Raw genomic sequence first — 25,649 nt, 5'->3', positions numbered from 1 at the left:
GAGAGCAAATTCATCCTACCCAACGCCTCATTGCGGCGTGTCAGTGCCGCCCGGTCAGTGCCCCTCGAGGATCCGGTCGATCTCCGCGAGCTCCTCGTCGAGGAACTCCGGCGCGTTCAGCGCTCCGAGCGAGTCCTCGAGCTGGCCCACCGAGGAGGCCCCGATGAGGGCCGAGGTCACGGGGGAAGCGCCGGAGGGCTGGGGCCGCAGCACCCACGCGATCGCCATCTGGGCGAGCGTCTGGCCGCGTTCGCGGGCCACCGCGTCGAGAGCGCGGACCATCTCGACCTTGTCCTCGGTGATCGACGAGGACTTGAGGAACTGCTCCTTCGCCGCGCGCGAGTCCTCAGGGATGCCGTGGAGGTAGCGGTTCGTCAGGAGCCCCTGCGCGAGGGGCGAGTAGACGATCGATCCGGCGCCCACCTCGTCCAGGGCCTGGTAGAGGTTCGGGCTGCCCTGCTCGGTCCAGCGGTCCGCCATCGAGTACCTGGGCTGGTGGATGAGCAGGGGCGTGCCGAGGTCGCGCAGGATCCGGGCGGCCTCGAGGGTCTGCTGCGGCGAGTAGGACGAGATGCCCGCGTACAGCGCCCGGCCCGAGCGGACGGCGTAGTCGAGCGCCCCCATCGTCTCCTCGAGCGGAGTGTCCGGGTCCGGGCGGTGGCTGTAGAAGATGTCGACGTACTCGAGGCCCATACGCTTGAGCGATTGGTCAAGGCTTGAGATCAGGTATTTCCGGGATCCCCATTCGCCGTAGGGCCCGTCCCACATGAAATAGCCGGCCTTGGTGGAGATGATCAGCTCGTCGCGGTATGGCCGGAAGTCTTCCCGCAGGTGGCGGGCGAAGTTTGACTCTGCGCTGCCCGGAGGCGGGCCATAGTTGTTCGCGAGGTCGAAATGTGTGACGCCGAGGTCAAAGGCGCGCCGGAGGATGGCGCGCTGCTCCTCGAAGTTCTTGTCGTCGCCGAAGTTGTGCCAAAGCCCGAGGGAGATGGCCGGCAGCCGAAGACCGCTTCGGCCAACTCGGTTGTACTGCATGGACTGATAACGGGTCGAATCTGCGATGTAGGTCACAGTGCACCAGTCTATAAAGATTCGGCATCGTCTCGATGGCAACGGTGACGGCCGTATACTCACGGTGTTAGAACAACTGAGTCAGCGGGGAATACGTAGTTCTACCGAACGCGCACCAGCAAAGGAGAATAACGTGGGGTTCATCGGATTTCTGATCCTCGGCCTGATCGCCGGGGCAATTGCAAAGGCCATCCTCCCCGGTCGGCAGGGAGGCGGCTGGATCGCAACTCTCATCCTCGGCGTCGTCGGCGCCTGGCTCGGAGGCCTCATCGGTGGCCTGATCTTCGGCTTCAACACGATCGGCACCTTCTTCGAGATCCGCACGTGGATTACCGCCATCGTCGGATCGATCATCGTCCTCCTCATCTGGGGCGCCATCATGAACCGTCGCAGGGCGTAGTGCCCTGACATACGAGAGGCCCCGTCCGGCGCTGCCGGACGGGGCCTCTCGCGTTCGGGGCGTCGGTCTCGCCCCCCCAGGTTGTCTAGTCCCCGAGCACGACGGCGCCCGGACCGGGGAAGGCAACGATGTCACCGTCCACGCGGATCGCCTCGTCCGTCGAGACGACAACGCGGCGGCCAGCACTGGCGGGCAGCTTGAACTCGGCGGAGCCGGGGCCGAGGCTGACCGCCACCGAAGCACCGGGGCGGGTCCATGCGATCCATCGGGCCCCGCCGCCACCGCCTGTCACGACCTCGGTCTCGTCAAAGCGGCCGGACCACAGCCCGGGAAGTTCCCGGCGCACGGCGATGAGCCGCCGGTACAGCTCGAGGAGCCGCGCGCCGTCGTCCGTCTCCGCCTCGCTCCAGTCGAGGATCGAGCGGCGGAGCGTCTCGGGGTCCTGCGGATCCGGGACGAGCGACGGATCCCAGCCCATCTTCTCGAACTCCTTGAGCCTGCCTTCGGCCGTTGCGCGGGCGAGTTCCGGCTCAGGATGGGAGGTGAAGAACTGCCAGGGTGTCCGGGCACCGTACTCCTCCCCCATGAACAGCATGGGGGTGAAGGGAGAGGCGAGGACGAGGACTGCCGCGACCGCGAGGTGGTCGTAGCCCAGGGTCTCGCTTGGGCGATCGCCGGCAGCGCGGTTGCCCACCTGGTCGTGGTTCTGGCTGCACACGACGAGCTGGGTGGGCACCACACGGTCGGCGTCGATCTGCCTTCCGTGCGAACGCTCCCGGAAGCTCGAGTACGTGCCGTCGTGGTAGAAGCCGCCGCGGAGGACCTTCGCAAGCGCCTCAGGGTCCGAGAAGTCGGAGTAGTACCCCTCGTCCTCGCCCGTGAGCGCGACGTGCACGGCGTGGTGGTAGTCGTCGCTCCACTGGCCATGCACGCCGAAGCCGCCGTGGTCCCGGGGCGCGATGATGCGAGGGTCGTTGAGGTCGGATTCCGCGAGGAGCACCTTGGCGCGGCCCGTCCGCTGCTCGACGTCCCCCGCGAGTACGGCGAGATCCTCGAGCAGATGGACCGCGCGCCTGTCGACGAACGCGTGCACGGCGTCGAGCCGCAGCCCGTCCACCCGGTAGTCCTCGAGCCATAGTCGGGCGTTGTCGAGGATGAATGAACGCACTTCGTCTGACTTCGGCCCGTCGAGGTTGACCGAGTCGCCCCACACCGTGCTCCCGCCCTCGAGCAGGTACGGGCCGAACTTCGGGAGATAGTTCCCGCTCGGTCCCAGATGGTTGTAGACGACGTCCTGGATGACGCCGATCCCCTGCGCGTGCGCGGCGTCGACGAAGCGCTGGTAGGCGGCGGGGCCGCCGTAGCCCTCGTGGACGGTCGACCACAGGACGCCGTCGTAGCCCCAGTTGTACGGCCCGTTGAATGCGTTGACGGGCAGCAGCTCGACGAAGCCGATGCCGAGGTCGGCGAGGTACGGAAGCCGCTCGGCAGCAGCGTCCAGGGTTCCCTCAGGTGTGAACGTGCCGATATGAAGCTCGTAGACGACCGACCCGGCTAAGTCGAGCCCACGCCAGCCGTCGTCGGACCATTCGTGCGCGGACGGATCGAAGCCGGCCGAGAGCTCGTGGACGCCCTCCGGCTGGCGGAGGGAGCGAGGGTCCGGGAATGGCCCCTCGCCATCGACGACGAATCCGTACCGCTCGCCGCGCGCCAACGCCGCACGCACACGCGCCCTCTCGGCTTCCGGCACGATCCGCCATCCGTCGTCCTGCTCGACGAGTTCAAGCCGATCGCCGCCGAGGACGAGCTCAACCTCTTTCGCTGCTGGCGCCCACACGTCGCCCGGCTCATGGGCCATGCGGCCTCCAGCCTGTCCCAGTTCCGTCATCAGTCCTCCTCCGGTACAAGCAGGGCAACGGGCAGCTCGGCCAGGACCTCGGCGAGCGGCAGCCGGCCGGCCTCGTGGACAGCACCCGTGAATGCATTGCGGGCGGGCCACGGAAGCACGACGGACGTGTCCCCCCAGCCGCCGCGCTGCTCGAGCCCCCGCGGAAGGCGGGTTGCGAGCACGACGGCCCCGCGCGCTCCCCGCCTGAATCCCACCGCATGCTCCGCCGCTGGCCCGGTCGCCTCGAGCGGGACGTACCCCTCGAAGAGCTCGGGGCGGTCCCGCCGAAGCCGGAGCGTCCGGGAGACGACGAGCAGCTTCGCCTCCTGCGCGGTCGGAGCCGGTACAGCCGCAGCGGCATCGAGTCCCGCCAGGGCGGCGTCCCGGGCTTCGAAGTCCACGGGCCGACGATTGTCGGGGTCCGTCAGGGAACGGTCCCAGAACTCGGTGCCCTGGTAGACGTCGGGTACTCCGGGGCCCGCGAGCTGCACCAGCTTGGCGGACAGTCCATTGGACGCGGCGTACGGTTCGATTCCTGCGACGAAATCCTCGACGAGATTCCGCGTCTCATCATCCGAGACTGCTGATCGGACGAGTGCCTCCAGCTGTCCCTCGAACTCTGAATTCGGGTCCGTCCAGGTCGTGTGGAGCGCGCCCTCGCGAGCGGCTTTGAGCGCGTAGCCCGTGAGCCGTTCGACGTCTGCGGGCCACGCTCCGACGATGGCCTGCCAGACGAGATTGGCGAGCGAACCGTCGGGAAGCTCGGCGCGCTCGAGGAGGCGCGGGAGAAGCTGCGACCACTCCTCGGCCACCTCGGCCAGGACGGAGATGCGCGCACGCGCGTCCTCGCTGCGCTTCGTGTCGTGCGTGGTGAGGGTGGTCATGGAGAGCGGGATCGATGCCTCCCGCTCGCCCATCCGCGCGTGGAACTCGTCGAGGCTCACCGCAAAGCGTCCCGGATCCGTTCCGACCTCGGTGAGGGTTCCGAGCCGTGAGAGGCGGTAGAACGCGGTGTCCTCGACACCCTTCGCCATGATCATTCCGGTGGTCTGCTGGAACCGGATGCAGAGTTCGGTGGCTGGGTCGGTGAGGAGCGATTCGAGGACCGTGATGGTCTCGGCAAGGTCCGGACGCTCATCCGCAGCTTCCTTGCAGGCCCCCCGCACAAGGTCCGCCTCGCCCGGAATGTGCGGCAGATACGTGCGGTACACCGGGTACGCGACGGCGATCTCCGCGATCGAGTCAGCCACCTCGTCCGGAGACGCAAGGGGAGCAGGCAGCGCTCCCGCCTCCACCAGTCCGTGCGCATCTGCTGCGGCAGGCACGAGGCGTGCGAGCCGCAGGATCTCCGCCCGGAGCGGCCCAGCGGTGATCATCCTCTTGGCGATCCGCGCCTGTGTGTCGACGTCGTAGCCCGCACCTCCTGCGTCGGCGCCCGCCCCTTCCGCGTCATTCCGACGGCGGAGGGCTGCGTCGAGCTCGTTGAGACGGCCCTCACCAGCGGGGTCCACGAAGAGCCGGTCGACGACGCCGAGTGCGTCGTATCCCGTGGTGCCTTCGCAGGGGAACACGGACGGGAGCCGCTCGTCCGCCTCGAGGATCTTCTCGATGACCGTGTACGAGTTCCCAGTCAGCTCGCGCAGGCGCCCGAGGTACTCGACGGGATCGGCGAGCCCGTCAGGATGGTCGATCCGGAGCCCATCCGCCAGACCCTCCTCGAACCAACGGCGCACCTCCGCATGGGCCGCGTGGAACACCCACGGCACCTCGACCCGGACGCCAGCAAGGCTCGTGACCGTGAAGAACCGCCGGTAGTTGAGCCGGGTCTCGCCCTCGCGCCACGGGATGAGCTCATAGTTCTGGCGTTCCGCGACGTCCCTCGGTGTGTCGCCCTCGCGCACGCTGCCTTCCGCGACGGGGAGCGCCATCTCGCCGAGGTACAGGCGGTCGCCCTCGAGCCGGAGGGTGTCGAGGTCTGCCTCCGAGCCCAGGAGCGGGAGGAGGACCTTTCCGTCCCCCGCCGCCCAGTCGACGTCGAAGGCCTCGGCGAACCTTGAGTTCCGTCCCTCCCGCAGGAGGGACCACCACCACGGGTTCTGCTCCGGCACATCGATGCCGAGATGGTTCGGAACGATGTCGACCAGAACGCCCATGTCCGCCTCGTGTGCCGCGGCGGCGAGCCGAGCGAGCCCCTCCTCCCCTCCCCTTTCGGGGTCCACTCGGGTCGGATCGGCGACGTCGTAGCCGTGCTCGGACCCTCGGACGGCCGCGAGGATCGGTGAGAGGTAGACCCAGCCCACGCCGAGGCGGCGCAGGTACGGCACGAGGCGCGCCGCGTCGTCGAGCGTGAAGCCTGGGCGGATCTGCAGTCGGTAGGTTGACGACGGGTAACGCATATCAGTCCTTGCCCCTCCGCGGGCCGGGGTTGGATCGCCTCTGCTTGGAGGGGCGCTCGGAGGCTTCCGGCACCGCCTCGGTCTCCTTCGCCGGGGCACCTTCCTCTGCCGATGCCGCCCCGCCATCCTCAGCCGGGGCCTCGTCAGCAGGCACCTCTTCAGCCGAAGCGGGCTCGGTCCCTGTCTCCTGCGGCTCCGTCTCCTCCGGCTCCGCATCCTCCGGCTCCGCATCCTCCGGAGACCGTCCCTCGCTCTCCGCGAGCGCCGCGAGCGACGCCGCGACGGAGTGGTCGGCCTCGGTGGCCGCGGGCTCGTGGGCGCGCAGCACGGCGAGGCTCTTGGCCGCGATCCCGATCTCGGCACCCGCAAGCACCTGCTTGCCGTGCGGAAGCGCACCTGACGTGTCGATGAGCACATCCCACCCCGGCGCGTACTTCCGGGAGGGAACCCGGAAGGTCACCTCGCCGTCGTGCGCGTTGAAGTACAGGAGGAAATGGGCATCGGTAATCGCCTGCCCGCGTCGGTCGACCCCGTTGATCCCGTTCCCGTTGAGGAACACGGCGACCGATCGTCCGAAGGCGGTGTCCCAGTCCTCGGGCACCATGGTCTCGCCGTCCGGCCGGAGCCACACGATGTCCGGCAGCCGGTCGCCCTCTTCCTGCCGCACGGGCTTGCCGATGAAGAACTTGCTGCGACGGAACGTGGGGTGCTCTGCCCGTAGGTGCGCCACGGCAGCCGTGAACTCGACGAGTGGACCGTCCATGGCCTCCCAGTTGATCCAGGTGAGTTCCGAGTCCTGGCAGTAGGCGTTGTTGTTGCCGTGCTGCGTGCGCCCGAGCTCGTCTCCGTGGCAGATCATGGGAACGCCCTGAGACAGGAACATCGTCGCGAGGAAGTTCCGCTGCTGGCGGGCGCGCAGTTCGAGGACCTTCTCGTCCTTCGTGGGGCCTTCCGCGCCGCAGTTCCACGAACGGTTGTGGGACTCGCCGTCGTTGTTGTCCTCCCCGTTGGCCTCATTGTGCTTCTCGTTGTAGGAGACGAGGTCACGGAGGGTGAAGCCGTCGTGAGCTGTGACGAAGTTGATGGATGCGACAGGCCGGCGCCCGTCACGCTCGTACAGGTCGGCCGATCCGGTGAGCCGCGAAGCAAACTCGCCGAGCGTGGCCGGCTCGCCGCGCCAGAAGTCGCGCACCGTGTCCCGATACTTGCCGTTCCATTCGGTCCATTGCGGCGGGAAGTTGCCCACCTGGTAGCCGCCGGGTCCCACATCCCACGGCTCGGCGATGAGCTTCACCTGGGAGACGACGGGGTCCTGCTGGATGAGTTCGAAGAAGCTCGAGAGGCGGTCCACGTCGTAGAACTCGCGGGCGAGCGTCGAGGCGAGGTCGAAGCGGAAGCCGTCCACATGCATCTCGGTGACCCAGTAGCGGAGCGAGTCCATGAGCAGCTGGAGGGAGTGGGGCTGCCGGGCGTTGAGCGAATTGCCTGTGCCGGTGTAGTCCATGTAGTACTGCGGGTCGTCTTCGACGAGGCGGTAGTAGCGCGCATTGTCGATGCCCTTGAGGGACAGGGTGGGGCCCATGTGGTTGCCCTCTGCCGTGTGGTTGTACACGACGTCGAGGATCACCTCGATGTCCGCCTCGTGCAGGGCGCGGACCATCGCCTTGAACTCCTGCACCTGGGAGCCGAGGTCGCCCGCCGAGCTGTATCCCGCATGCGGCGCGAAGAAGCCGATGCTGTTGTATCCCCAGTAGTTGTGCAGGCCCTTCTCCTGGAGCGTGCTGTCGTCCACGAACTGGTGGACGGGCATGAGCTCGAGCGCCGTCACACCGAGCTTCTTCAGGTGGGCGATGACGGCGGGGTGCGCGACGCCCGCGTACGTTCCGCGCTGGGTCTCGGGAACCTCGGGATGCAGCTTGGTGAGCCCCTTGACGTGGGCCTCGTAGATGATCGTGTCGTGGTACGGGATGCGCAGCTGGGCGTCCGCACCCCAGTCGAAGAACGGGTTGGTCACCACGCCGAGCATCATGTAGGGCGCGGAGTCCTCGTCGTTGCGGCTCGACGGATCGTCGAAGTTGTACGAGAAGAGGGGCTGGGACCACTCGGGCTGCCCATGCACGGCCTTCGCGTAGGGGTCGAGGAGGAGCTTGTTCGGATTGCAGCGCAGCCCCTTGCTGGGGTCGTACTCGCCGTGCACGCGGTAGCCATACAGCTGTCCGGGCTGAATGTCGGGGAGGTAGCAGTGCCACACGAACCCGTCCACCTCGGTGAGCTCGACCCGCGTCTCGTTCCGGTCGGCATCGAAGAGGCACAGCTCCACCTTGCTGGCGGCCTCGCTGAACAGGGCAAAGTTGGTCCCCGTTCCGTCGAACGTCGCGCCCAAGGGGTAGGGGGTGCCGGGCCAGATCTCCATGTAGCTCCTCTGTCTGTGATGGATCACACCGGTCTCGGTGCCTCGCATCATAGCGATGGGTGGTGACGACGCCGTTATCTTCCGCCGTTCACTCCGTGACGGCCTCGAGCACGACTGAACTGCGAGCGGGCACTGCGAAGCGCTCCCCCGCACCAGTCCTTTCCCCCACCAGCCCGGAACTACACGTCGTGAGCATGGTCGTCCATTTGTCGGGAAAGTGGCCGGCAGGGATGAGGTAGTCGACTTCGTTGTCGGAGGCGTTGAGGATCACGAGCATGTCCGAGTCGCGCGGCGCGCCGTTCACTCCGGGCACCGCATTGCCGTTGAGGAAGAACGCAAGGGACTTGGCCCAGTCCTCGTCCCAGTCGTCGCTGCCCATGGTGGTCCCATCGGCGTCCAGCCACACGATGTCGGGCAGTGGATAGCCCTCCGCGGGCGCGACAGGAGTCCCGTCGAAGAAGCTGCGGCGCCGGAAGACGGGGTGCTCTCGACGCAGGCGCACAAGGCGTCGCACGAAGTCGACGAGCTCGCCGTCGGCGTGCTCCCAATCGATCCACGTCGTCTCGTTGTCCTGGCAGTAGGCATTGTTGTTCCCGCCCTGCGTCCGCCCGAGCTCGTCTCCGTGGGAGAGCATGGGGACGCCTTGGGCCAGCATGAGGGTGAGGAGCAGGTTCCGCTGCTGGCGCGCGCGGAGCTCGAGGATGCGCGGGTCCTCCGTGGGGCCTTCGACGCCGCAGTTCCACGATCGGTTGTCGTCGGTCCCGTCGCGGTTGTCCTCGCCGTTGGCCTCGTTGTGCTTCTGGTTGTACGAGACGAGGTCACGGAGCGTGAAGCCGTCGTGGACGGTCACGAAGTTCACGGAGGCGGAGGGCCGACGCCCCTCCTCCTCGTAGAGGTCCGCCGAGCCTGAGAGCCGCGTCGCGAGCTCCCGCAGAGTCCCCGGCTCGCCTCGCCAGAAGTCGCGCACGCAGTCACGGAACTTCCCGTTCCACTCGACCCACTGGGGCGGGAAGTTGCCCACCTGATAGCCGCCGGGCCCCACGTCCCACGGTTCTGCGATGAGCTTGACCCGCGAGAGGACTGGGTCCGCGGCGACGAGTTCGAAGAACGGTGAGACCATGTCCACATCGCCGGCCTCCCTCGCGAGCGACGCCGCGAGGTCGAACCGGAATCCGTCCACGTGCATCTCGCTGACCCAGTACCGCAGCGATTCCACGACGAGACGGAGCGTCAGAGGGTGCCCCACGTTGAGCGTATTGCCCGTGCCGGTGTAGTCCATGTAGTGGGACTCGTCGCCCGGAACGAGGTGGTAGTAGGCGGCATTGTCGATGCCACGGAACGAGAGCGTGGGACCGAGGTCGTTTCCCTCACCCGTGTGGTTGTAGACGACGTCGAGGATCACCTCGATCCCGGCGCGATGGTAGGCCTTGACCAGGTCTTTGAACTCGGCGATCTGCTGGCACTGCTGCCCGTCTGACGAGTAGCCGTTGTGCGGCGCGAAGAAGCAGATGCTGTTGTACCCCCAGTAGTTCGAGAGCCCCTTCCCGGCAAGGACCGGGTCCTCGATGAACTGGTGGACCGGCATGAGCTCGAGGGCCGTGACGCCGAGGGAGACCAGATGGTCGACGACGGCCGGATGGGCCGCGCCCCGAAAGGTACCCCTGAGGTCCTCGGGAACCTCGGGATGCAGCTCGGTGAGGCCCTTCACGTGGGCTTCGTAGACCACGGTCTCGTGGTACGGGCGCCGTGGCGGGCGGTCGCCCTCCCAGTCGTAGTTGCGGTGGTCGCAGACAACGGAGAGCATGGCCCGTCCGAGCGAGTGCGAGGTGTCCTTCTTCTCCGCATCGCCGAGGTCGTGGCCGTGGAGCTCCTGCTCGCCCCCGAGGGTCCCCGCGGCGGAGAGCGCGTAGGGGTCCAGGAGCAGCTTTGCAGGGTTGAACCGCAGGCCCCGCTCGGGCTCCCAGGGGCCGTGCACGCGGTAGCCATAGAGCTGGCCTTCGCCGACTCCCGGGACGTCGCCCTCCCAGCGGACCGCGCCGTCGGCCTCGCCTAGCCGCGCCAAGTCCGCGCAGGTCTGCACGCCGTCGTCGCCGACCAGGCAGACCTCGACGCGCTCCGCCTCTGGCGCCGTCGCCAGCACAAAGCGCGTTCCCCCCTCGGCCAGATGCGCCCCGTAGGGCTCCTGTTCCATGGAGCGACACTATCCCACGGCACCGACGCTTGCGGGGCGAGCGGAAGCCGGTCCGTGCCGCAGGCCTTTCGCCTCCGCCGCGGCGCCGCCGCACGGGCCCGTCACATCCGTGAAGCTTCAGTAACAGCCATGACATTCCCTTTGCGCAACCGCTTACACTGGTGCTCATAACTCAGCGCGGATGCAAGCGGGGATGCAGTTGTTAGGGGTCACCATGGGCTTCCGGAGCCTCGCGCTTGGGGACAAGGTCACGTTCCGTGACACCGGTCCGAAACCCTTCAACGTCCGCGCCATCTCCCCCGATCAGCGGATCGTCATCCTGAGCCGTCCCGTGGAGGGGACGAACGCGGTCGAATACACGATGATCGACTGGGATCGGGACGCGCGCGGTCTGGACGGGACGTTCGGCCGCGGCCACGCGGTGGGGTCAGGGGTCCACCGCAACCTCTGGCGGTTCTTCCGCGGGGTTTCCACCGACGCGCCGACCACCACCCAGACCGTGATGGACTTCACGCGCTGGGTCTCGCTCTCGATCTCCGCGGTGAACGGACGCCCCTAGCCGTTTGCCTTCGTCCCTGCCTGCCAGAATGATGGAACCGTGGGGGGACTTGAGACACGAACGCATCCGCATCCGGATGCGCCGTTGGCCGATCTGCCGCTGGGCGACCGGATCCAGCTCGGCCACGCACTCGTCGAATGGCTCACGGCCGAAGCCGGGATCGACCTCCTGCACATCAAGGGCTACGCCGCCGAACCCGGCCTCTACCCCGCCGGGCGGGCGAGCACCGACGTCGACGTCCTCGTGCGGCCCGCGCACGCAGCCCGGCTCGCCGAAACGCTCGTGGCCCACGGGTGGGAGGTCACGACGACGTTCCGCAGCGGCTCGGTCTTCCACCACGCCATGACGCTCTGGAGCGAGCACTGGGGCCACGTCGACGTCCACCGCAGCTTTCCCGGCATCGGCATCGCCCCCGAGGTCTTCTTCGAACGCCTCTGGGACCGGCGCCGGGAGTGGGTCATCGCCGCCTGGCCCTGCCGGGTTCCGGCCCTCGACGACCAGGCCCTCCTGATCGTCCTCCACGCCGCCCGTGACCCGCTCCGAGGCAGCGCCGACGTCCAGTCGGTGCGCGAGGCGGTCGGTTCCGAGAAGTGGGAGGAGCTTGAGGGCGTGGCCCGCACGCTCGGCGCAGGTGTCAGCTGGGCCGCCGCCACGGGTCAGCTCGACGAGTGGCGGGGGCACCCCGAGCGCGGCGTCTGGGAAGTGATCTCGCGCGGCGGGTCCCGTGTCGAGCTCTTCCGGGCCCGCTGGCGCGCCTCGCGCGGCTCGGCAGAGCGCTGGGAACTCCTCCGCTCGCTCCTGTCCGTCAACCGGGACCACCTGCGGATGAAGCTCCTCCGCGAGCCGCGGACATACGACTACGCCCAAGAGCTCCGATCGAAGGCGGCCGACGTCGTGCGGTCCGTGCTGGGTCGTCGCCGGAGCGGCTAGGTTCCAGCGAGAGCGGCGACTTCGGCAGCGAGCCGTGTGCCGAACCGTTCCTCGGAGAACCGGCCGACGTGCTCCCGGATGGCCGAGGCGTCCCAGTCCCGCTCGCGGACGGCGACGACGCCGGCCCGGATGGCCTCCGCCGTCGGCCGCTCGATGAAGTGTCCGGTGACGCCCTCGGAGATCGTGTCGAGATAGCCGCCGGCGCGAAGCGCGATCGTGGGCTTCCCCCAAGCTCCCGCCTCGAGGGGCGTGATTCCGAAGTCCTCGTGGGACGGAGCGACGAGGGCCGTCGCGGAGGCGTACGCCCACCGGACCTGGGCGTCTGTGACGAGCCCCGCAAACCGGACATTCGGGGGCCGTGCGGCTTCGAGAGCCCGAGCGAGCGGCCCGCTGCCTACCACCAGCAGACGCTCGTCCAGTCCGCGGAAGGCCTCGACGGCCCGGTCGACGTTCTTGTACGGGAGGAGGCGCGACACGAGCAGGAAGTGGCCCCCGTCGCCCACGAAATCCTCGAGTTCGGGCACGGGATCCCGCGTAGCTGTCACATCGACGCTGTGTGGGGGGTGAAGGATGTCCGCTTCGACGCCGTAGACCCGGGCGATCCGCTCACGGACCACGCTCGAGTTCGCGAGGTAGCGGTCCGCACCCCATGCCGCCCGCCGATCCCAGCGCACGAGATGCGGCCTGAGGGCCGCGAGGGCAACCCCGCGCGCGCCCCGACTCGCCGCGCTGCCGAGGTACTGCTCGGCGAGATACAGCCAACGGGCTGGCGAATGGCAGTAGGCAAGAACGCGCCCCTCCGTGCGGAAGCCGTGCGCCCAGCCGCTCGTCGAGGCGATGACGACGTCGGCTGGCACGGTGAGCGCGCTGGCCGCGGGCGCGAGCAAGGGGAGGGCCGCCCGATGATGCCTCCGCAGCGCTCCGAAGCGATTGAGCCGGGACGTCACAATCCGGGCCGTGCGGAACTCCGGATACGTACCGTCCGGATCGTAGAGCGTCGTATAGATCGTCGCCTCAGGAAACGCCCTGTGAATCGCGAGCACGACGCGCTCGGCCCCGCCGCGCTGCGTGAGGTAGTCGTGGGCGATTGCCACGACAGGTCTGGTGTCCCCCAAAACGTATCTCCCCCATCGGCCAAAACGTGTCTCCCCCACCGGATCCTGCGATCGCCCCGAGGCGACGACCGGTGCTTGCTGCGGCGTTAGAAGCTCCCCCGCGCCCGCTCGGGATACCTGACGCCCGCGGTCCCGGCCGATTCGACGGCGAGCGCGATGAGCTTCTCCCCTACGCCCGCAGGCAGGGCGCGAACCGCCACGTCGGCGAGCGTCCCGTAGGCACGCAGCGTCCGCTCGGTGGCGACCGCGCTCGCGCCCCGAACGAGCCTGTCCCACAGGCTGCGGGAGGCCCGCGACCGACTGCCGTCGAACTCCCGAATGGCGGCCTCGCCGTGCACGGTCACGAACGTCTCGCGTGCGGCGCCTGAGTGCAGCGCTCGAACGGCGCGTGCCGCCGTCGTCGTCGAAGCGCCGTGGTGGACCGCCATGAGTTCGGGGGCGACTACAACCGGAAGGCCGGCTCGGTGCAGGCGATAGCCGAAGTCGACGTCTTCCCAGCCGTATCGGCGGTAGCGCCCGTCATAGCCGCGGAGCTGTCTGTGGAGGGAGGCAGGGACCGAGACGTTGGCTGACCAGAGCCGCCAGGTCCGGTGGGCAGGGAGCGCGAGCGCAGCGGCGATGGCTCGGGCATCGGCCTTGCGCCCGTACGCCCTCGCGTAGGGGGTGTCTGGGAAGGCATTGGTCGTCAGGCCCACCACACCGCACGCCTCTGCCGCGTGCCGGGCAAGGTGCCCCGAGATGAAGTTCGCGCGCGGTTCTAGGTCGTCGTCGCAGCGGACGAGGACGCGCCCGGCCGCCGCCTCGGCTCCTGCGTTGAGAGCGGCCGCGCGGCCGCGATTCTGCGGGAGCACGACCGGTTTCAAAGGCAGCTGCCCGGACCAGCGGCGGAGGACGTCCTCACTCCCATCGACGTCCCCGTCAACCACGGGGACCACCTCGAAGTCCTCCGTGTCCTGGGCCGCGAGCGCGGCGAGCAGGACCGGCAGCCGCCCGGCACCCCCGCGCGTCGGGATGATCACGGACGCCGCTGGCTTGTTCATGGTGTGCTCCCCGCTTGCTCGACCCGCTTCTCCTCGGGCGCGAGCCCGAGCGCGGACAGAAGGCTCCTGACCGACTCGCGACCCACCTCCGGTGAGAACAGCTCCACCCAGCGCCTGTGGGCGCGTTCGACGACGTCGTCCGCCGGCAGCGCGGTGGCCGCCGCAGCGATAACGTCTGCAAGGGAGTCGGCGTCGCCGGCGCGGGCGATCCAGGGGTGCTCGTGGCCTACTACCTCCGGCAGGGCGCCCGCATCGGTCACGACGACGGGAACACGCGCGGACATGGCCTCCGTGACCACAAGTCCGAACGACTCGTCGCGGACGGACGGCACCACCAGGATGTCGATCGTGCCGAAGAACTCGTCCGCGACCATCCATCCGAGTTCTTGGACTGAGCGCCCGAGGGACCGGATGCGGCCTTCGACCACGACCCGCTCTCGGGCGTCGACAAACCGCGGCTCACCGGCGATTCGGAGGAAGTAGCGGAGCGGAGCGCGGTGCCGGAGGCGCGCCATAGCGTCGGCCAGGACCGGGATGCCCTTCGCCTCGGACGGCCGCCCAAGGAAGCCGAGGCGGACGGGACCGTTCCCCCGCGGAACGAGCACCCGTTCGAGTTCCGGGGACCAGTTCGCGAGCACCCGCGCGCCTCGCACCTTCGAGGCCATGAATTGGGATGGAACGAGGGTCGCCAGAGCCCTGACGCGAGCAGCGGAAACGATGAGCTGCTGCGGCCCCAGCGGGAGCTGATGGAGGTGGACTATTCGCTGCGGCATCCCCGCGGTCGCCGCGGAAGGGATGAGTCCGTTGCACCAGAGGACCCCTTCGGGGTGCGCCTTCCGCCAGCGCCGGAGCGCCAGCATGTACTCGGCCCGCCCTCGGCACGGGAGCGCATCGACGTTGAAGCCGCGCTCTCGCGCAGCTGCAATGAGGCCTCCCGGGTGTTCCGGGCCGAGCACGAGCACGTCGACCCCGATTTCCCTGAGGACCTCGGCGATCCCGAGGAGCATGACCTCCCCTCCGCCAATCTCACCGTTGTTGGCCGCGAGAACGATGTGCGTCATGTCCCATTCCTCCTGAACGCTGAGTCTCTACCGAGGGAACGGCCGCCGGGCCGGACCGCGGAAATTGGGTGATAGCCGCATACTGCATCGAAATGCCCACCGCGACCGCGGACGACACGGTCATAAGCACCTCACCGAGATTGATCGCACACACCGCGATCCCGATGAGGCTCGCTTCGTACAGCGGGACACGCCGGGGACGGAGCCTGACGAGGACCGCGAACGTCGCGAGGAGAAGGCCGACGACGAGCATGAACGCGATCCATCCGCCTTCCGTCCGCACCGAGAGATAGGAGCTGTGGTAGAAGAACGAGAGCCCGTCGACGACGGCGCGGGCTGTCCCGGCACCGTGGCCGAACCATGGACTCGACTCCACGTCCGCGAGCGCGGCCTCGTCGATGCGGGCCCTCAGTGCGTCGGACCCAGCCCGTCCGGCGAAGGCGTCAGCTCCGAGGCCCTGACGCGTGGCATTGACGACCCAGAGCGTGCCGACCGCGAGGAAGCCCAAGGCAATCCACGGGTTGAAGCGCAGCCGGGCCATCACGATCCAGACGATCATGGCGCATGCGGCGAGGAGTGTGGTGCGCGAATCCGTGAGCAGGACCCCTGCAAGCGCGGCCCCGGCCACGACGAGTTTGCTCACTCCCCTGCGCAGCACCGGAAGAGCGAGGCCCGCGCACGTGACAATGATCAGCCCGGCCGTGTTCGGGTCGCCGAAGATCCCCGTGAGGCGATTGACGTAGGTGCTCTCCTTGAATGTCACCGTCCCCCAGGCCACCCCGACCACCATTCCGAACGCGAGGCCGCGCCCCAGGGCCGCGCGGTCGAGGCGGCCGGCTGCGACGACGACGATCGCGGCCGCGTCGAGGGCTAGATGGCTCAGCCGCCTGACATCCGGGCTGCCGAGCGCGATCGAGACTGCACCGATCCACAGGACGCCCGCGAAGGCTAGGACCGGCATCCACCGGGGAAGCGGTGCACCGTTCGGCCTGGAGCCGAGTCCCACGAGGACCGCCAGCCCTGTCGCGACGGAGTCGACGGGGAAGCCGAGCCCCGGCACCTCGAGCCCGCCCACGACGAAGCCGGCCGCACACAGGAACGCCAGAAACGTCGAGGTCCCGGTACCCGGCGTCCCGCTCTCGCCTGTTCGGCGGCGCCCTCTTCCGCCGACCGCCCGACACGGCGCAGGTCCGGGCAGCGCAGGGGCAGGCAGCGCAGGTCCGGGCAGCGCAGGTCCGGGCAGCGCAGGGGCAGGCAGCGCAGGTCCGGGCAGCGCAGGTCCGGGCAGCGCAGGTCCGGGCAGCGCAGGTCCGGGCAGCGCAGGGGCAGGCCATGAAGTCACGTCGCGCCACCCCGTCCGTAGGCTTCCACAATTCGGGCGGCCATCTCCTGCCTCGTCGGCCAGCCGAGGGGAAGGGACGGGCGGTCGTCGTCGTCCTTCTGCCGGACGATGGCCTCGGCCACGCCGTGAGGATCCTCGGCGGTGACAAGGCACCCCTCCGGGAGGATCTCCGGGTTGCCGCCTACGGGCGTGGCCACAACGCCCAGACCCGCCGTGACGGCGTCGAGAAGTGTGTAGGAGCAGTTCTCCCAGACCGAGAGCTGAACCAGCACGTCTGCCCTTGCCATGGCACTCACGGGTTCGAGGAAGCCCGGGAGGTCCACCGCATCCGTGAGGCCCATCGCGCGGACCGCCGCCTGAATGGGCGCCCGTTCAGGCCCCTCCCCGGCAAGCGTGAGCGTCGCGCGCGGATCGATGCGCCGGAGCTCGGCAAACGCCCGCAGGAGGTCTGGGAGGCGCTTCTCGCGCGAGAGGCGGGCCAGCGAGAGTACGCGCAGCCCGTCCCCCTCGGCCGTGGGCGCCGTGGAGGCCGCCGACGACACGGCCTGCCGGGCGCGGGCCGGTGTACCCATGGCTGGCCGGTCGACGCCATTCGGGATCACGGTGATCTCGGATCTCCCGGACCACTTCTCGAGCATTGTCGCCCGGGTCGCTTGGGACACAGCGATCGCAACGTCCGTGGCGGCGAACCGGCTTCCATGGACCATTGCCATTGCCTGGGAGCGCCATGCAGCCCGGTGATACACGCTGTCGTCCGCTGAGATCCCGTGTTCCGTCGTCGCAAGCAGCACTCCCGAGCCCCTTGTCGCCAGGGCAGCCGTGATGTCGGCATAGGCGAGGTGCGCGTGCACGATGTCCGGCCGGAGGGCGCGAATGGCACGGCGCAGAGCGGTCACTGAGGTGAGCAGCCCGGCCGAGGGACCGAAATCCGGGGCGTGTACGGCGGTCCCTGCACACCGCAAGCGCTCGGCGAGGGGACCCTCAGGGCACAGAACGACGAGCCGCCAGCCGGGCAGGCCAACCTCGGCTACATCGATGACGTGCCGAGCCACCCCGGCGAGGTCGGCGACCGGCACTACCCAGAGCGCCGTCGGGTGGTCGCCAAGGGGCGCCGACCGACTCCGCACGCTCAGAACCATCGCTCAAGCCTCTCGAGCGCAGTCCAGAACCCCTCGCCGCTGTTGACATGACCCTGCCAGATCTCGGGTATGAACCCGATTCCGGGCGCGAGCCGGTCGAGCTGTGCCGCGAGCGCCGCCCAGTCGACCTCACCTTCGCCGATCTGGACTCCCTCGCCGTCGACACCCTTCGCGTCGACGAGGTGGAGGTGGATCGTATGGGGGGCCAGGAGCTCGACAGTCTCGGAGAATGAGATGCCGAGATGGTTGGCGGCGAGCTTCGTATGTGAGACGTCGAGGCACAGTCCGGTTCCAGTCGCGGCCGCGAACTGGGCCGTGTCCATCGGATCGAGGAACAGGTTGTGGAATTGCTGGCCACCCATGAGCCACGGGTACGGAGGCAGGGTCTGTGCCGCGAGCCGCACGCCCGTGGTGTCGAGCCGGCCCAGCGCGTCGGCTATCCGCTCGTACATCCCCGCCCTTCGTTCGGAGGGGATGTGGCCGTCTCGCGTGAACCCGCCCATCGTGACCACGAGGATCGGCTCGTCCTCGCGGAACCACCTTGTGAGCAATCGCGTGACGCCGATGGTTCGCTGGACCTCCGCGATGGACCGCTCCCAGATGTCTCGGTCGGGCGATGCGAGGTCCACGAGGAAGTCCCCCGCGAAGAGATCGGGCAGATGGGTCGTGAAGCGCATGTCCAGTGGTTCGGCGAAGACGGACTCGACGTCGACTTCGAGGTCGTTGTAGGAGAGGTGGAACTCGAGGAAGTCGGGGGCGCAGTCGCGGGTGAGGTCTCTGTGATCGTGGTAGCGGACTGGGAGGCCCCAGGGGCGGCGGAAGCGGAAGTCGCGTCCGGTGGGCACGACGTCGTCGAGGTCGCCCCGGTAGAAGAAGTCGCCCTGCGCTACGTCCCGCCGGAGTGTCCGGCCGAGCAGGCGCGGGAGAACGTTGGGCTGGAGGCCGCGACCGGGGCTCTTGATGTCGACATCCGACTCCTGGACGATGTGGCCTGCGGAGAGTGGGCTGGCCGCCACGAGTGATTTCGCGAGATTCACCCGGTTCATGAGCTCGCCCGTCGAGACCTCCCGGGGGACGTTCTCCCCGATCGACTCTTCAGCATCCCTGATCCAACGGACCATCTCGGCGAATTCGTGCGGGAGGAGCGAGACCTTGTGGTCGTTGCCCTCCATCGAGACGTCGAGCGTGAAGTGCTTCTCGATGATCTTTGCTCCACGGGCCACAGCCGCAACCGGCACGTGATATCCGCGCTCATGGCCTGAGTAGCCGACGATGCACTGGCCTATCTCGGCGAGCCGATCCATATAGGCGAGGTTCACGTCCTTGAAGGGCGCCGGGTACGAGGACTGGCAGTGGAGCAGGGCGAAGCTCGCGCCAAGCCCGCGCACAAGGGAGGCGGACTCTCGGATCTCGTCTTCCCGGGACATTCCGGTGCTCAGCACAAGGGGCAGTCCCGACGACGCAGCGTCTCGTAGAAGCCCGTGGTTGGTCAGGTCGGCCGAGGCGATCTTGAGTGCCGGGATGCCGTAGTCCACGAGTGCGGTCACGCTCGGTGCGTCCCAGGGAGTGCACATGACGTCGACGCCGCGGTCGCGGCAGTGGTCGAAGACGTCGAACAGCTTCGGGGCAGGCAGCGAGAACCGTGAAAGGATGTCGAGGGTGTACTGGGCGCCGAGGTCTTCCCCCGCCTTCGAGCCACCGGCCTGACGGTAGAGCGCGTCGAGATCGCGCAGCTGGAACTTGACGGCGTCGGCTCCCGCTTCCGCGGCAAGGTCCACGAGGCGACAGGCGAGGTCGACGGACCCGTTGTGGTTGTTCCCGATTTCGGCAATCACAAAGGCCGGATGGCCAGCCCCGATCTCCCGCTTTCCGATCGTCAGGACGTCGGGGCGGTCCACAGCGATGGCCACGAGGCGGCCCCGTTCGTCGACGAGTGGGAGGTGGAGGATCTGCGGCCCCATGAGGGTGCCGAGGGCATTGATCGGAGTCCCGGCGGCGGCACTGCGCACTGCTGGGTTTGCTACGGCGATGGCCGCAACGTCCAGCTCTGCCGTCGGGTTCTCGACGATCCATCGGCGGAAGTCACCGTCGGAGAGGGAGCCTCGAAGCACCCCGTGCTCGTCGACGCAGAAGGCGATCCGCGCCTGATTGGCGGTGATCTTCGCCAGCGCTGACAGAATCGGGGCCTCCGCGAAGACGACATAGGGGGCGATGTTCCGCTCGATGATCACAGCTCTGGGTCCTTGCCGACGAGCGCGTCGCCGAGCCACTCGAGCTGGTGTCCGGCGATGAGCAGGTCCAACTCGGTGTCCACGTCGAGGCCTTCGCGCTCGTCCATGATGAAGAGGCCCGCATGGCCCCCGACGCGGTGGCCGCCCAGCTCGTAGATCCCGGTGCGGGTGAGGTATAGGGATCCGGTTTCGCGGTACACGTAGCCCGATGCGTCGAGCTCTTGCCTCCGGGGACGGTGGGCTGGGTCGTATGCCGCGAAAGGCACCTCGCCGGACAGCCAGAGAAAAGGCGGCTGCGGCACGACTCCGACCAGTGAGTCGACGCCGCTCGCCTCGAACTCCGCGACCGCGCGGTCCAAGGTCCCTGGGAAGCGCACGGGTGATGTCGCCTGGAGCAGCATGACGGCGTCAGGGCGTCGACCCTGCTGAGTACGGGCGGCTATAGCGTGCCGGACTACCGGCTCGGTCGGAGTCTCGTCCCGTGCCAGAGCCGCTGGTCGAATGAAGGGCACGTCGGCCCCTGCCTCGCGGGCGATCTGAGCGATCTCCTCGTCGTCCGTGGACACGAGGACGTCGAGGCGTGGGCGGGCGCGCAGGGCCTGTTCGATGGTCCAGACGACGAGCGGCTTGCCCGCGACGGCGCGGACGTTCTTTCGGCGGACGCCCTTCGAACCGCCTCGGGCCGGTATCACGCAGAGTATGGTCAACTTCTTCCCCCTGGATGCTGTGCTGTGGATGGCCCGTTCCCGGACGCGGGCCGGAGGCGGTCCCGTATGAACTGGTCGAGATGATCGGCGACGGCGGAGGCTGGTTCGCGTGGCGCCCTGGGCGGAGGCGCGGTGGGCGGCCCGCCCCAACGGCGCATCGAATAGCGGTCCCAGAATTCGATGAGCCAGCGAGGTGCTTCCGGGAAGACGACCCACGCGGGTATGCCTCTCGCCGCGGCCTCCAGCACTCCCGTCGAGAAGGCCGAGACGACTGGGTGTCCGAGCTCACGGAGCGGTCGTCCGGAACGGTCGACGATGATGCCGAGCCTCTCCCACCGCGCGTGCTGGGCGCGGGACGCGAGATCGGTCTCCGCAGGATGCGGCCGATACACCGCCCCCGTTGCGCGGCAGAAGTCCGCGGCAACTCGGCGTTTGATGCCGCGCGGAAGCTCCGCCCCATGAAGCTGCCCGAGGTACAACGGTCGCTGCCCTTCACACGGCATCGACCTCGACCGATCGTTCCCGGCCGTCCACAGGAGTTGGGAGCCGATGCTCGAATACACGACGTCGTCTCGTCCCGCAGCCGCGAACTCGCCGTCCTGGTCGGTGAAGGCGAGGAAACGCGATTCCGGCGGCAAGGGGGGTGCGTGCGGGGTGAGGAGACCGTGCTGGACGACGACCCTTTCCGCTCCCAGATGCCCCGCCCAGTGGTTGGCCAGGGCGCCGGCGCGCAAGAAGTGACCGACCGTCACCACCGCCCGGACAGAGCCCAAGACGGCTGGTGCTTCGCGCGCGTCAGCGCAGGCCGCGCCGCTGTCGGGCCTGCGGGTGGCGACCGAAGTCACCTCTAGCCAGCGCCAACCGCCTCCGGGGAGGACGCCCGGACGTCGTGCAGGCATGAGCACAGCCGCATCGAGATCGGGGAGCAGCGCAAGCGGACGAACGAGGGACGCCAATTGGGTTGGAGTCTCGGCGTCGAGGCCGATCAGGACCGCCGGAGCCGTCCCGCGAAGCGCGAGCCACAGGCTGGCCGGGGTCTGGCGGAAGAAGGCCGCACGGATGCCCTGAAGCCCGCGCTGGCGCCCCTGCCACGCGTGCCAAGCCTCGATGTCGCGCGGGAAGAGGAGTCCCTGCCCCGTCACGCCCACAGCGCATCCACCTCGGCGACCCGGTGGGCGAAAGTGTGCTTGGCGAGGCTTCGACGGCGCCCGGCCTCGCGGATGCGTTCGGACCAGACGCGGTCGCGCTGTGCGCGCGTGGCCAGTTCCACGAGCTCGGCGGCTGACTCGAAGACGAGGGTTTCCTTGCCTATGTCGTAGAACTCGCCGATGTCCGGACGGTCTGCGAGCTGAAGTCCGCCCATCCCCGGGACCTCGAACGTCCGCATGGCCAAGCCGGCTTGGGGGCCGTGAATATTCACAGCGGCCGCAGCCTCGGCTTGGACGGCGTAGGCGCGGTCGAGGGGAATGTCGCGTTCGGAGGGAACGGAGGGCCGCACGAGCTCCCACGTGCGCAGTCGGTCGAAAGGGTGATGGGACCACTGACGCCCGTACGCCCTCACCGGGACACCCGCCTCCGATAGCTGCGTGAGCAAGTCCACCCGATTGGGATAGCGGGCCCCGACAAACACAACCTCCCCATTGCGCCGGGGCGACGGCAAGGCGAGCTCAGGATCGAAGGCATTGGGCACGAACGTCGACGCGATGCCGCGCTCGGACAGTTGCCGAGCCTCGGCTCGGGCATACGTGACGACCGGCCCGACACCCCGGAGGAACGCTTCTGTGTAACGGTGGCGCGCCAGGTCGTCGTAGAGCCAGAGGATGCGGGGAATGCTGCGCCGGTCGAGTTCCTGCCAGAACTCAGCGCCAAGGGTGTCACCTTTTATCACCACGACGCGGTCGGGCCGCACCTCGCGAAGGACAGCAAGGGCGCGGCGCGTTGCCCATGCCTCGGCTTGGCCGCTTTCTTCACGTCCGAACCGAGCGGGGAGTTCGAAGCATGCCTTGTTGCGGAGCTTGTCGGCGAACGTTTCGAACGCGTCGTAGCAGTGGGTCACAACGTCGTAGGCCCGGCCTGCGAAGGCCCGGGCAATCGAACGGTGGTAGCCGTGGAATGCCGGGGTGACCAGAAGGAGCAGACGGCTTCTCATGCTTCCTTCCGAGCAAGATATGCGAGTTCGCGGCGAAGGGTGCCGAGTGCGCTCACATCCCGGCCCATGAGCTGTCGGACGGCGTTGGCCGCGGCATTGGCGACCGAGGCCACGGCAAGGGCCGCTTGGAGCCTGCGTTCACTACCCCACTTCCGGGCGTACATCTGGCGCCCGGCAACGAGCCACTGACGCCGGAGGGCTGGGTCGGAGGAAGCGCCGCCCGCGTGCAGGGCTGTGACGGTGCCGACGAACACCGACAGCACGCCCCGGGCGCGAAGGCGCCGCTGGAGGTCGACCTCCTCGGCGTTCATGAAGAAGGTCTCGTCGAATCCGCCAACTGCGCGGAACTCGTCAACCGGCAGCAGCATGGCTGCGCCGACAACCCAGTCGACGGGGACAACCGTGCCGTCCACACAGTTGGAGTTGTGCCCGACCGCTTCGTGGACGGCGGTGAAATGCCGGAAGCGGGCGAGAGGAGTGAGCCACTCTGCGGTCTGGTGGGCGACGGTCGGGAAATGGCGCCCGACCCATTGGGGGACGCCGCTGGGATCGTGCAGCTGTGGGCTGACGACGGCGGGCTGCCAGGGCATCGCGGCGGCGACGAGATCGTGCACGAAGGTGGGCCCCACAGTGAGGTCGCTGTTGAGCACGAGCGCCAACGGCGTCTCGACGAGTTCCATCCCCGAATTGACGGCGCTGCCGAAGCCTCCGTTCTTAGTGCGGCGGACAACCTCGACACCCGCGGTTGGAGGAAAGGGAGCCGGCGAGGCGTCGTCGCTCACGATGATCCGTTCCGGGCGCGTAGGCTCCTGAGCTCTCAGGGCTGCGACAAGCCGCAGGGTGGGTGCCGCCTCGCCGTAGTGGGGAATCACCACGGAGACCCGAGGGCCGTCGCGTCTCCCCTGTGGGCATGGAGTGTCTGTCCGGAGCGCTCCCGGACCCGTTGATGCCACCTTCACACCTGCCCCAAGGAGACGAGCTCCGAGAATTCCGGACTCAGCGCGCGCACTTCTTCGAAGGTGCCCTGTGCGGTGACAGAGCCAGAGGAGAGGAAGACGATCTTGTCGGCGTGGCGGACGGTAGAGAGCCGATGCGCAACCACGATGACCGTCATGGTCCCGCTCAGGCGTTCGACGGTTTCCGTGATCCGGTACTCCGTTGCGCCGTCCAATGCGGACGTCGCCTCGTCGAGGACCAGGACTTTGGGCCGCCGGTACAGGGCACGTGCAATCCCGACCCGCTGCCTCTGGCCTCCGGAGAGCCTCACGCCGCGTTCACCGAGGCGGGTTCCGAGTCCCTCCGGGAGATCCGCGATCACGGGGCCGAGCTGAGCGAGGCGGACGGCCTCGTCGAGCAGCTGGGAGTCCGTGTGACGCGCGCCGAGGGTGATGTTGGCTTCAAGCGTGTCGTCGAGGAGGAAGACCTCCTGCGGCACAACGCCCAGCCCCTTGTACCAGGCGTTGAGGTCGGCCCTCGTGTCAACGCCGCCGCACGTGATCAACCCGCTCGTCGGTGCCAAAAGCCCGAGGACGAGATCGAGAAGAGTGCTCTTCCCGGCGCCGCTCGCTCCGACGAAGGCCGTGGTCCGCCCATGCTCGATCGTGGTGGAGACGCTGCTGATCACTGGTGCGTCGGCGTCCGGGAAGGCGAACGTCACGCTCTCAAGGCGGATGTCGCCGTCGTACTCCCTGCCCGGCGGGGCCGATGGATGGCGGTCGGTGCGGTCCAGCTCTCGGACTTCGGCGGCCAGGACCACGAGGGCCTTCTCCCCGGAACGGATGAGCCCAGTCGTCGCGATGAGTCGGTTGACGGTAGGGAGGATGCGGGTTGCAGCCACCGCGAAGACGCCGATGGCAGAGGCCGCCTCTCCTGGTGTCTGAGTCGCAAAGAGCAGCGCGGCGACAGCACCGATGCCGAGCACGAAGGCCACTTCGAGAACGTATTTCGGAAGCTCCGAGATGAGGGACAGCTCGCGCTGAGCGTGCGCCCGCTCGCGCTTGGCCCGGGCGAGTCTCGCGAGGAAGAGTTCCGCAGCTCCTGCGAGCCGCACTTCGCGGAAGCCGTTGAGGGCAGGCATGAGGGCGGACCATGAATCGAGATCGACTCTGGCCATCGTTTCCCCGACTCTTCCGAACCGGGGACGCAGCGCCCGCTGGACGGCCCAGCCCGAGCCAGCGAAGACGACGGCGGCGAGCAGCGTCGCCAAGGGCGAGATGAAGAGGAGCACGACGACTAGCGCGAGCAGCGTGATCGCGTCCGTGATCCAGTTGAGCAGGCCTTGGACGACTTGCGAGAACGTCTGGGGCACGAAGGATTCGAGGCAACGACTGATCTCGCCCACGTTGCGGAGTCGGTGCTTCCCATAGGGCGATTGAACGTACCGGCGCATGAGCTCAACCGACGCCTCGGACTCTAGACGCGTCGTGAAGCCGAGCTGCCACCACCGGAAGCCGATGGTGACGAGGCTCTTGAGGACGAAGGCTCCTGCGATGAGGCTCGCCATCGTAGGGATCAGGACGGCCGGCTCAGCGGAACCGACAAGGCGAGCCGCCCAGCCGGCCCCGGCGGTCCCGGCGGTCCCGGATGAGGCTCCCGTGACGATCTGCATGAGCGGCAGCACGGCCGCGACGCCGAGCATGTCGAGCACCGCCACGAGACAGGAACCGGCAATCGAGAAGACCGTTCGCCCGGCAACTGGGCCTGGCACGAGCCCCCGGACGGTCTTCAGCTTTTCGATCACAGTGCCTCCGCCGTCGCCGGACGCACTGTCGGGCGGCCGCGGCTCACCGTCGGACCCACCGCCCGGACCATGGACGGACGCATAATTCCCCCATAAAACGCATATTTCCCCCATGGATCAATGTGCTCGGAACAGCGTAGCCGCGGGACACAGTCCGCTCGGAATTCCCCGAGCATCCAGCCAATCCGGCTGCGCATTCGCCGAGGGCTCGGACTGCGCCTGGAATGGTCCGACTTGATCGCCGGCTTTGGGCCTCGGATATGCTCGCGGCGGCGCA

Annotated in this window: 19 protein-coding genes; 3 read left to right on the top strand and 16 right to left on the bottom strand. The window is 68.3% G+C overall.

Translation table 11 applies throughout. The annotated features are described in order from the left end of the window. Positions 1–54: 54 nt before the first annotated feature. Entirely contained in the window at positions 55–1,071 is a 1,017-nt protein-coding gene (mgrA, locus tag E6A21_RS01300; RefSeq protein WP_138442326.1) for an L-glyceraldehyde 3-phosphate reductase, read from the bottom strand. Positions 1,072–1,204: 133 nt separating this feature from the next. Here mgrA and E6A21_RS01295 point away from each other — a divergent pair, with 133 nt between their 5' ends. Further along, positions 1,205–1,471: a GlsB/YeaQ/YmgE family stress response membrane protein gene (locus tag E6A21_RS01295; RefSeq protein WP_138442325.1), complete on the top strand. Its 267-nt coding sequence runs from the start codon at positions 1,205–1,207 to the stop codon at positions 1,469–1,471. An 85-nt stretch (positions 1,472–1,556) separates the two neighbouring features. On the opposite strand, the gene treZ is transcribed toward E6A21_RS01295, so the two are convergent. The 4 genes from treZ to glgX (E6A21_RS01275) form a co-directional block, all read right to left on the bottom strand. Then, positions 1,557–3,359: a malto-oligosyltrehalose trehalohydrolase gene (treZ, locus tag E6A21_RS01290; protein WP_138442324.1), complete on the bottom strand. Its 1,803-nt coding sequence runs from the start codon at positions 3,357–3,359 to the stop codon at positions 1,557–1,559. Then, positions 3,359–5,755, bottom strand: a complete 2,397-nt coding sequence (treY, locus tag E6A21_RS01285; protein ID WP_138442323.1) for a malto-oligosyltrehalose synthase — start codon at positions 5,753–5,755, stop codon at positions 3,359–3,361. Before treY ends, treZ begins: the two co-directional genes overlap by 1 nt. Position 5,756: 1 nt before the next feature. Next, positions 5,757–8,168 (bottom strand): glycogen debranching protein GlgX, encoded by a 2,412-nt coding sequence (gene glgX, locus E6A21_RS01280; protein ID WP_138442322.1) that lies wholly within the window; start codon positions 8,166–8,168, stop codon positions 5,757–5,759. 88 nt (positions 8,169–8,256) lie between these two features. Further along, entirely contained in the window at positions 8,257–10,359 is a 2,103-nt protein-coding gene (gene glgX, locus E6A21_RS01275) for a glycogen debranching protein GlgX (protein WP_138442321.1), read from the bottom strand. Between the two features lie 214 nt (positions 10,360–10,573). Between glgX (E6A21_RS01275) and E6A21_RS01270 the strand changes: the two genes are divergently transcribed. Together E6A21_RS01270 and E6A21_RS01265 are read left to right on the top strand one after the other, a co-directional pair. Beyond that, positions 10,574–10,918 (top strand): hypothetical protein, encoded by a 345-nt coding sequence (locus tag E6A21_RS01270; protein WP_138442320.1) that lies wholly within the window; start codon positions 10,574–10,576, stop codon positions 10,916–10,918. Between the two features lie 39 nt (positions 10,919–10,957). Further along, positions 10,958–11,848, top strand: a complete 891-nt coding sequence (locus tag E6A21_RS01265; RefSeq protein ID WP_138442319.1) for a nucleotidyltransferase family protein — start codon at positions 10,958–10,960, stop codon at positions 11,846–11,848. Here E6A21_RS01265 and E6A21_RS01260 read toward each other — a convergent pair. From E6A21_RS01260 to E6A21_RS01205, 11 genes are all read right to left on the bottom strand, one after another. Next, positions 11,845–12,942 carry a glycosyltransferase gene (locus E6A21_RS01260; RefSeq protein WP_246036118.1) on the bottom strand — a complete coding sequence of 366 codons (1,098 nt, stop codon included), beginning with the start codon at positions 12,940–12,942 and terminating at the stop codon, positions 11,845–11,847. The genes E6A21_RS01265 and E6A21_RS01260 overlap by 4 nt on opposite strands. 107 nt (positions 12,943–13,049) lie before the next feature. Next, a complete protein-coding gene (locus E6A21_RS01255; RefSeq protein WP_138442317.1) occupies positions 13,050–14,003 on the bottom strand; it encodes a glycosyltransferase family 2 protein in 954 nt (317 codons plus the stop codon). Continuing rightward, entirely contained in the window at positions 14,000–15,064 is a 1,065-nt protein-coding gene (locus E6A21_RS01250) for a glycosyltransferase family 4 protein (RefSeq protein WP_138442316.1), read from the bottom strand. The genes E6A21_RS01255 and E6A21_RS01250 overlap by 4 nt, the downstream gene beginning before the upstream one ends. Continuing rightward, on the bottom strand, positions 15,030–16,139 hold the full coding sequence (locus E6A21_RS17730; RefSeq protein WP_212745855.1) for an O-antigen ligase family protein: 1,110 nt from the start codon (positions 16,137–16,139) through the stop codon (positions 15,030–15,032). The genes E6A21_RS01250 and E6A21_RS17730 overlap by 35 nt, the downstream gene beginning before the upstream one ends. Before the next feature lie 263 nt (positions 16,140–16,402). Further along, positions 16,403–17,545, bottom strand: a complete 1,143-nt coding sequence (locus tag E6A21_RS01235; protein ID WP_138442314.1) for a glycosyltransferase family 4 protein — start codon at positions 17,543–17,545, stop codon at positions 16,403–16,405. Further along, positions 17,536–19,776, bottom strand: a complete 2,241-nt coding sequence (locus E6A21_RS01230) for an N-acetylneuraminate synthase family protein (RefSeq protein WP_138442313.1) — start codon at positions 19,774–19,776, stop codon at positions 17,536–17,538. The genes E6A21_RS01235 and E6A21_RS01230 overlap by 10 nt, the downstream gene beginning before the upstream one ends. Next, on the bottom strand, positions 19,773–20,468 hold the full coding sequence (locus E6A21_RS01225) for an acylneuraminate cytidylyltransferase family protein (RefSeq protein WP_342777832.1): 696 nt from the start codon (positions 20,466–20,468) through the stop codon (positions 19,773–19,775). Before E6A21_RS01225 ends, E6A21_RS01230 begins: the two co-directional genes overlap by 4 nt. Before the next feature lie 11 nt (positions 20,469–20,479). Beyond that, positions 20,480–21,625 (bottom strand): RNA-binding protein, encoded by a 1,146-nt coding sequence (locus tag E6A21_RS01220; protein WP_138442311.1) that lies wholly within the window; start codon positions 21,623–21,625, stop codon positions 20,480–20,482. Continuing rightward, positions 21,622–22,632: a CgeB family protein gene (locus tag E6A21_RS01215; protein WP_138442310.1), complete on the bottom strand. Its 1,011-nt coding sequence runs from the start codon at positions 22,630–22,632 to the stop codon at positions 21,622–21,624. Before E6A21_RS01215 ends, E6A21_RS01220 begins: the two co-directional genes overlap by 4 nt. Continuing rightward, positions 22,629–23,504: a glycosyltransferase family 2 protein gene (locus E6A21_RS01210; RefSeq protein WP_246036117.1), complete on the bottom strand. Its 876-nt coding sequence runs from the start codon at positions 23,502–23,504 to the stop codon at positions 22,629–22,631. The genes E6A21_RS01215 and E6A21_RS01210 overlap by 4 nt, the downstream gene beginning before the upstream one ends. A gap of 83 nt (positions 23,505–23,587) precedes the next feature. Continuing rightward, positions 23,588–25,372, bottom strand: a complete 1,785-nt coding sequence (locus E6A21_RS01205; RefSeq protein ID WP_171041215.1) for an ABC transporter ATP-binding protein — start codon at positions 25,370–25,372, stop codon at positions 23,588–23,590. Positions 25,373–25,649: the final 277 nt, after the last annotated feature.

It is taken from the genome of Sinomonas susongensis (assembly GCF_005877005.1).
Lineage (GTDB): Bacteria > Actinomycetota > Actinomycetes > Actinomycetales > Micrococcaceae > Sinomonas > Sinomonas susongensis.
Note: the sequence above shows the minus strand (reverse complement) of the source record. Positions and strands in the feature narration are given on the sequence as shown.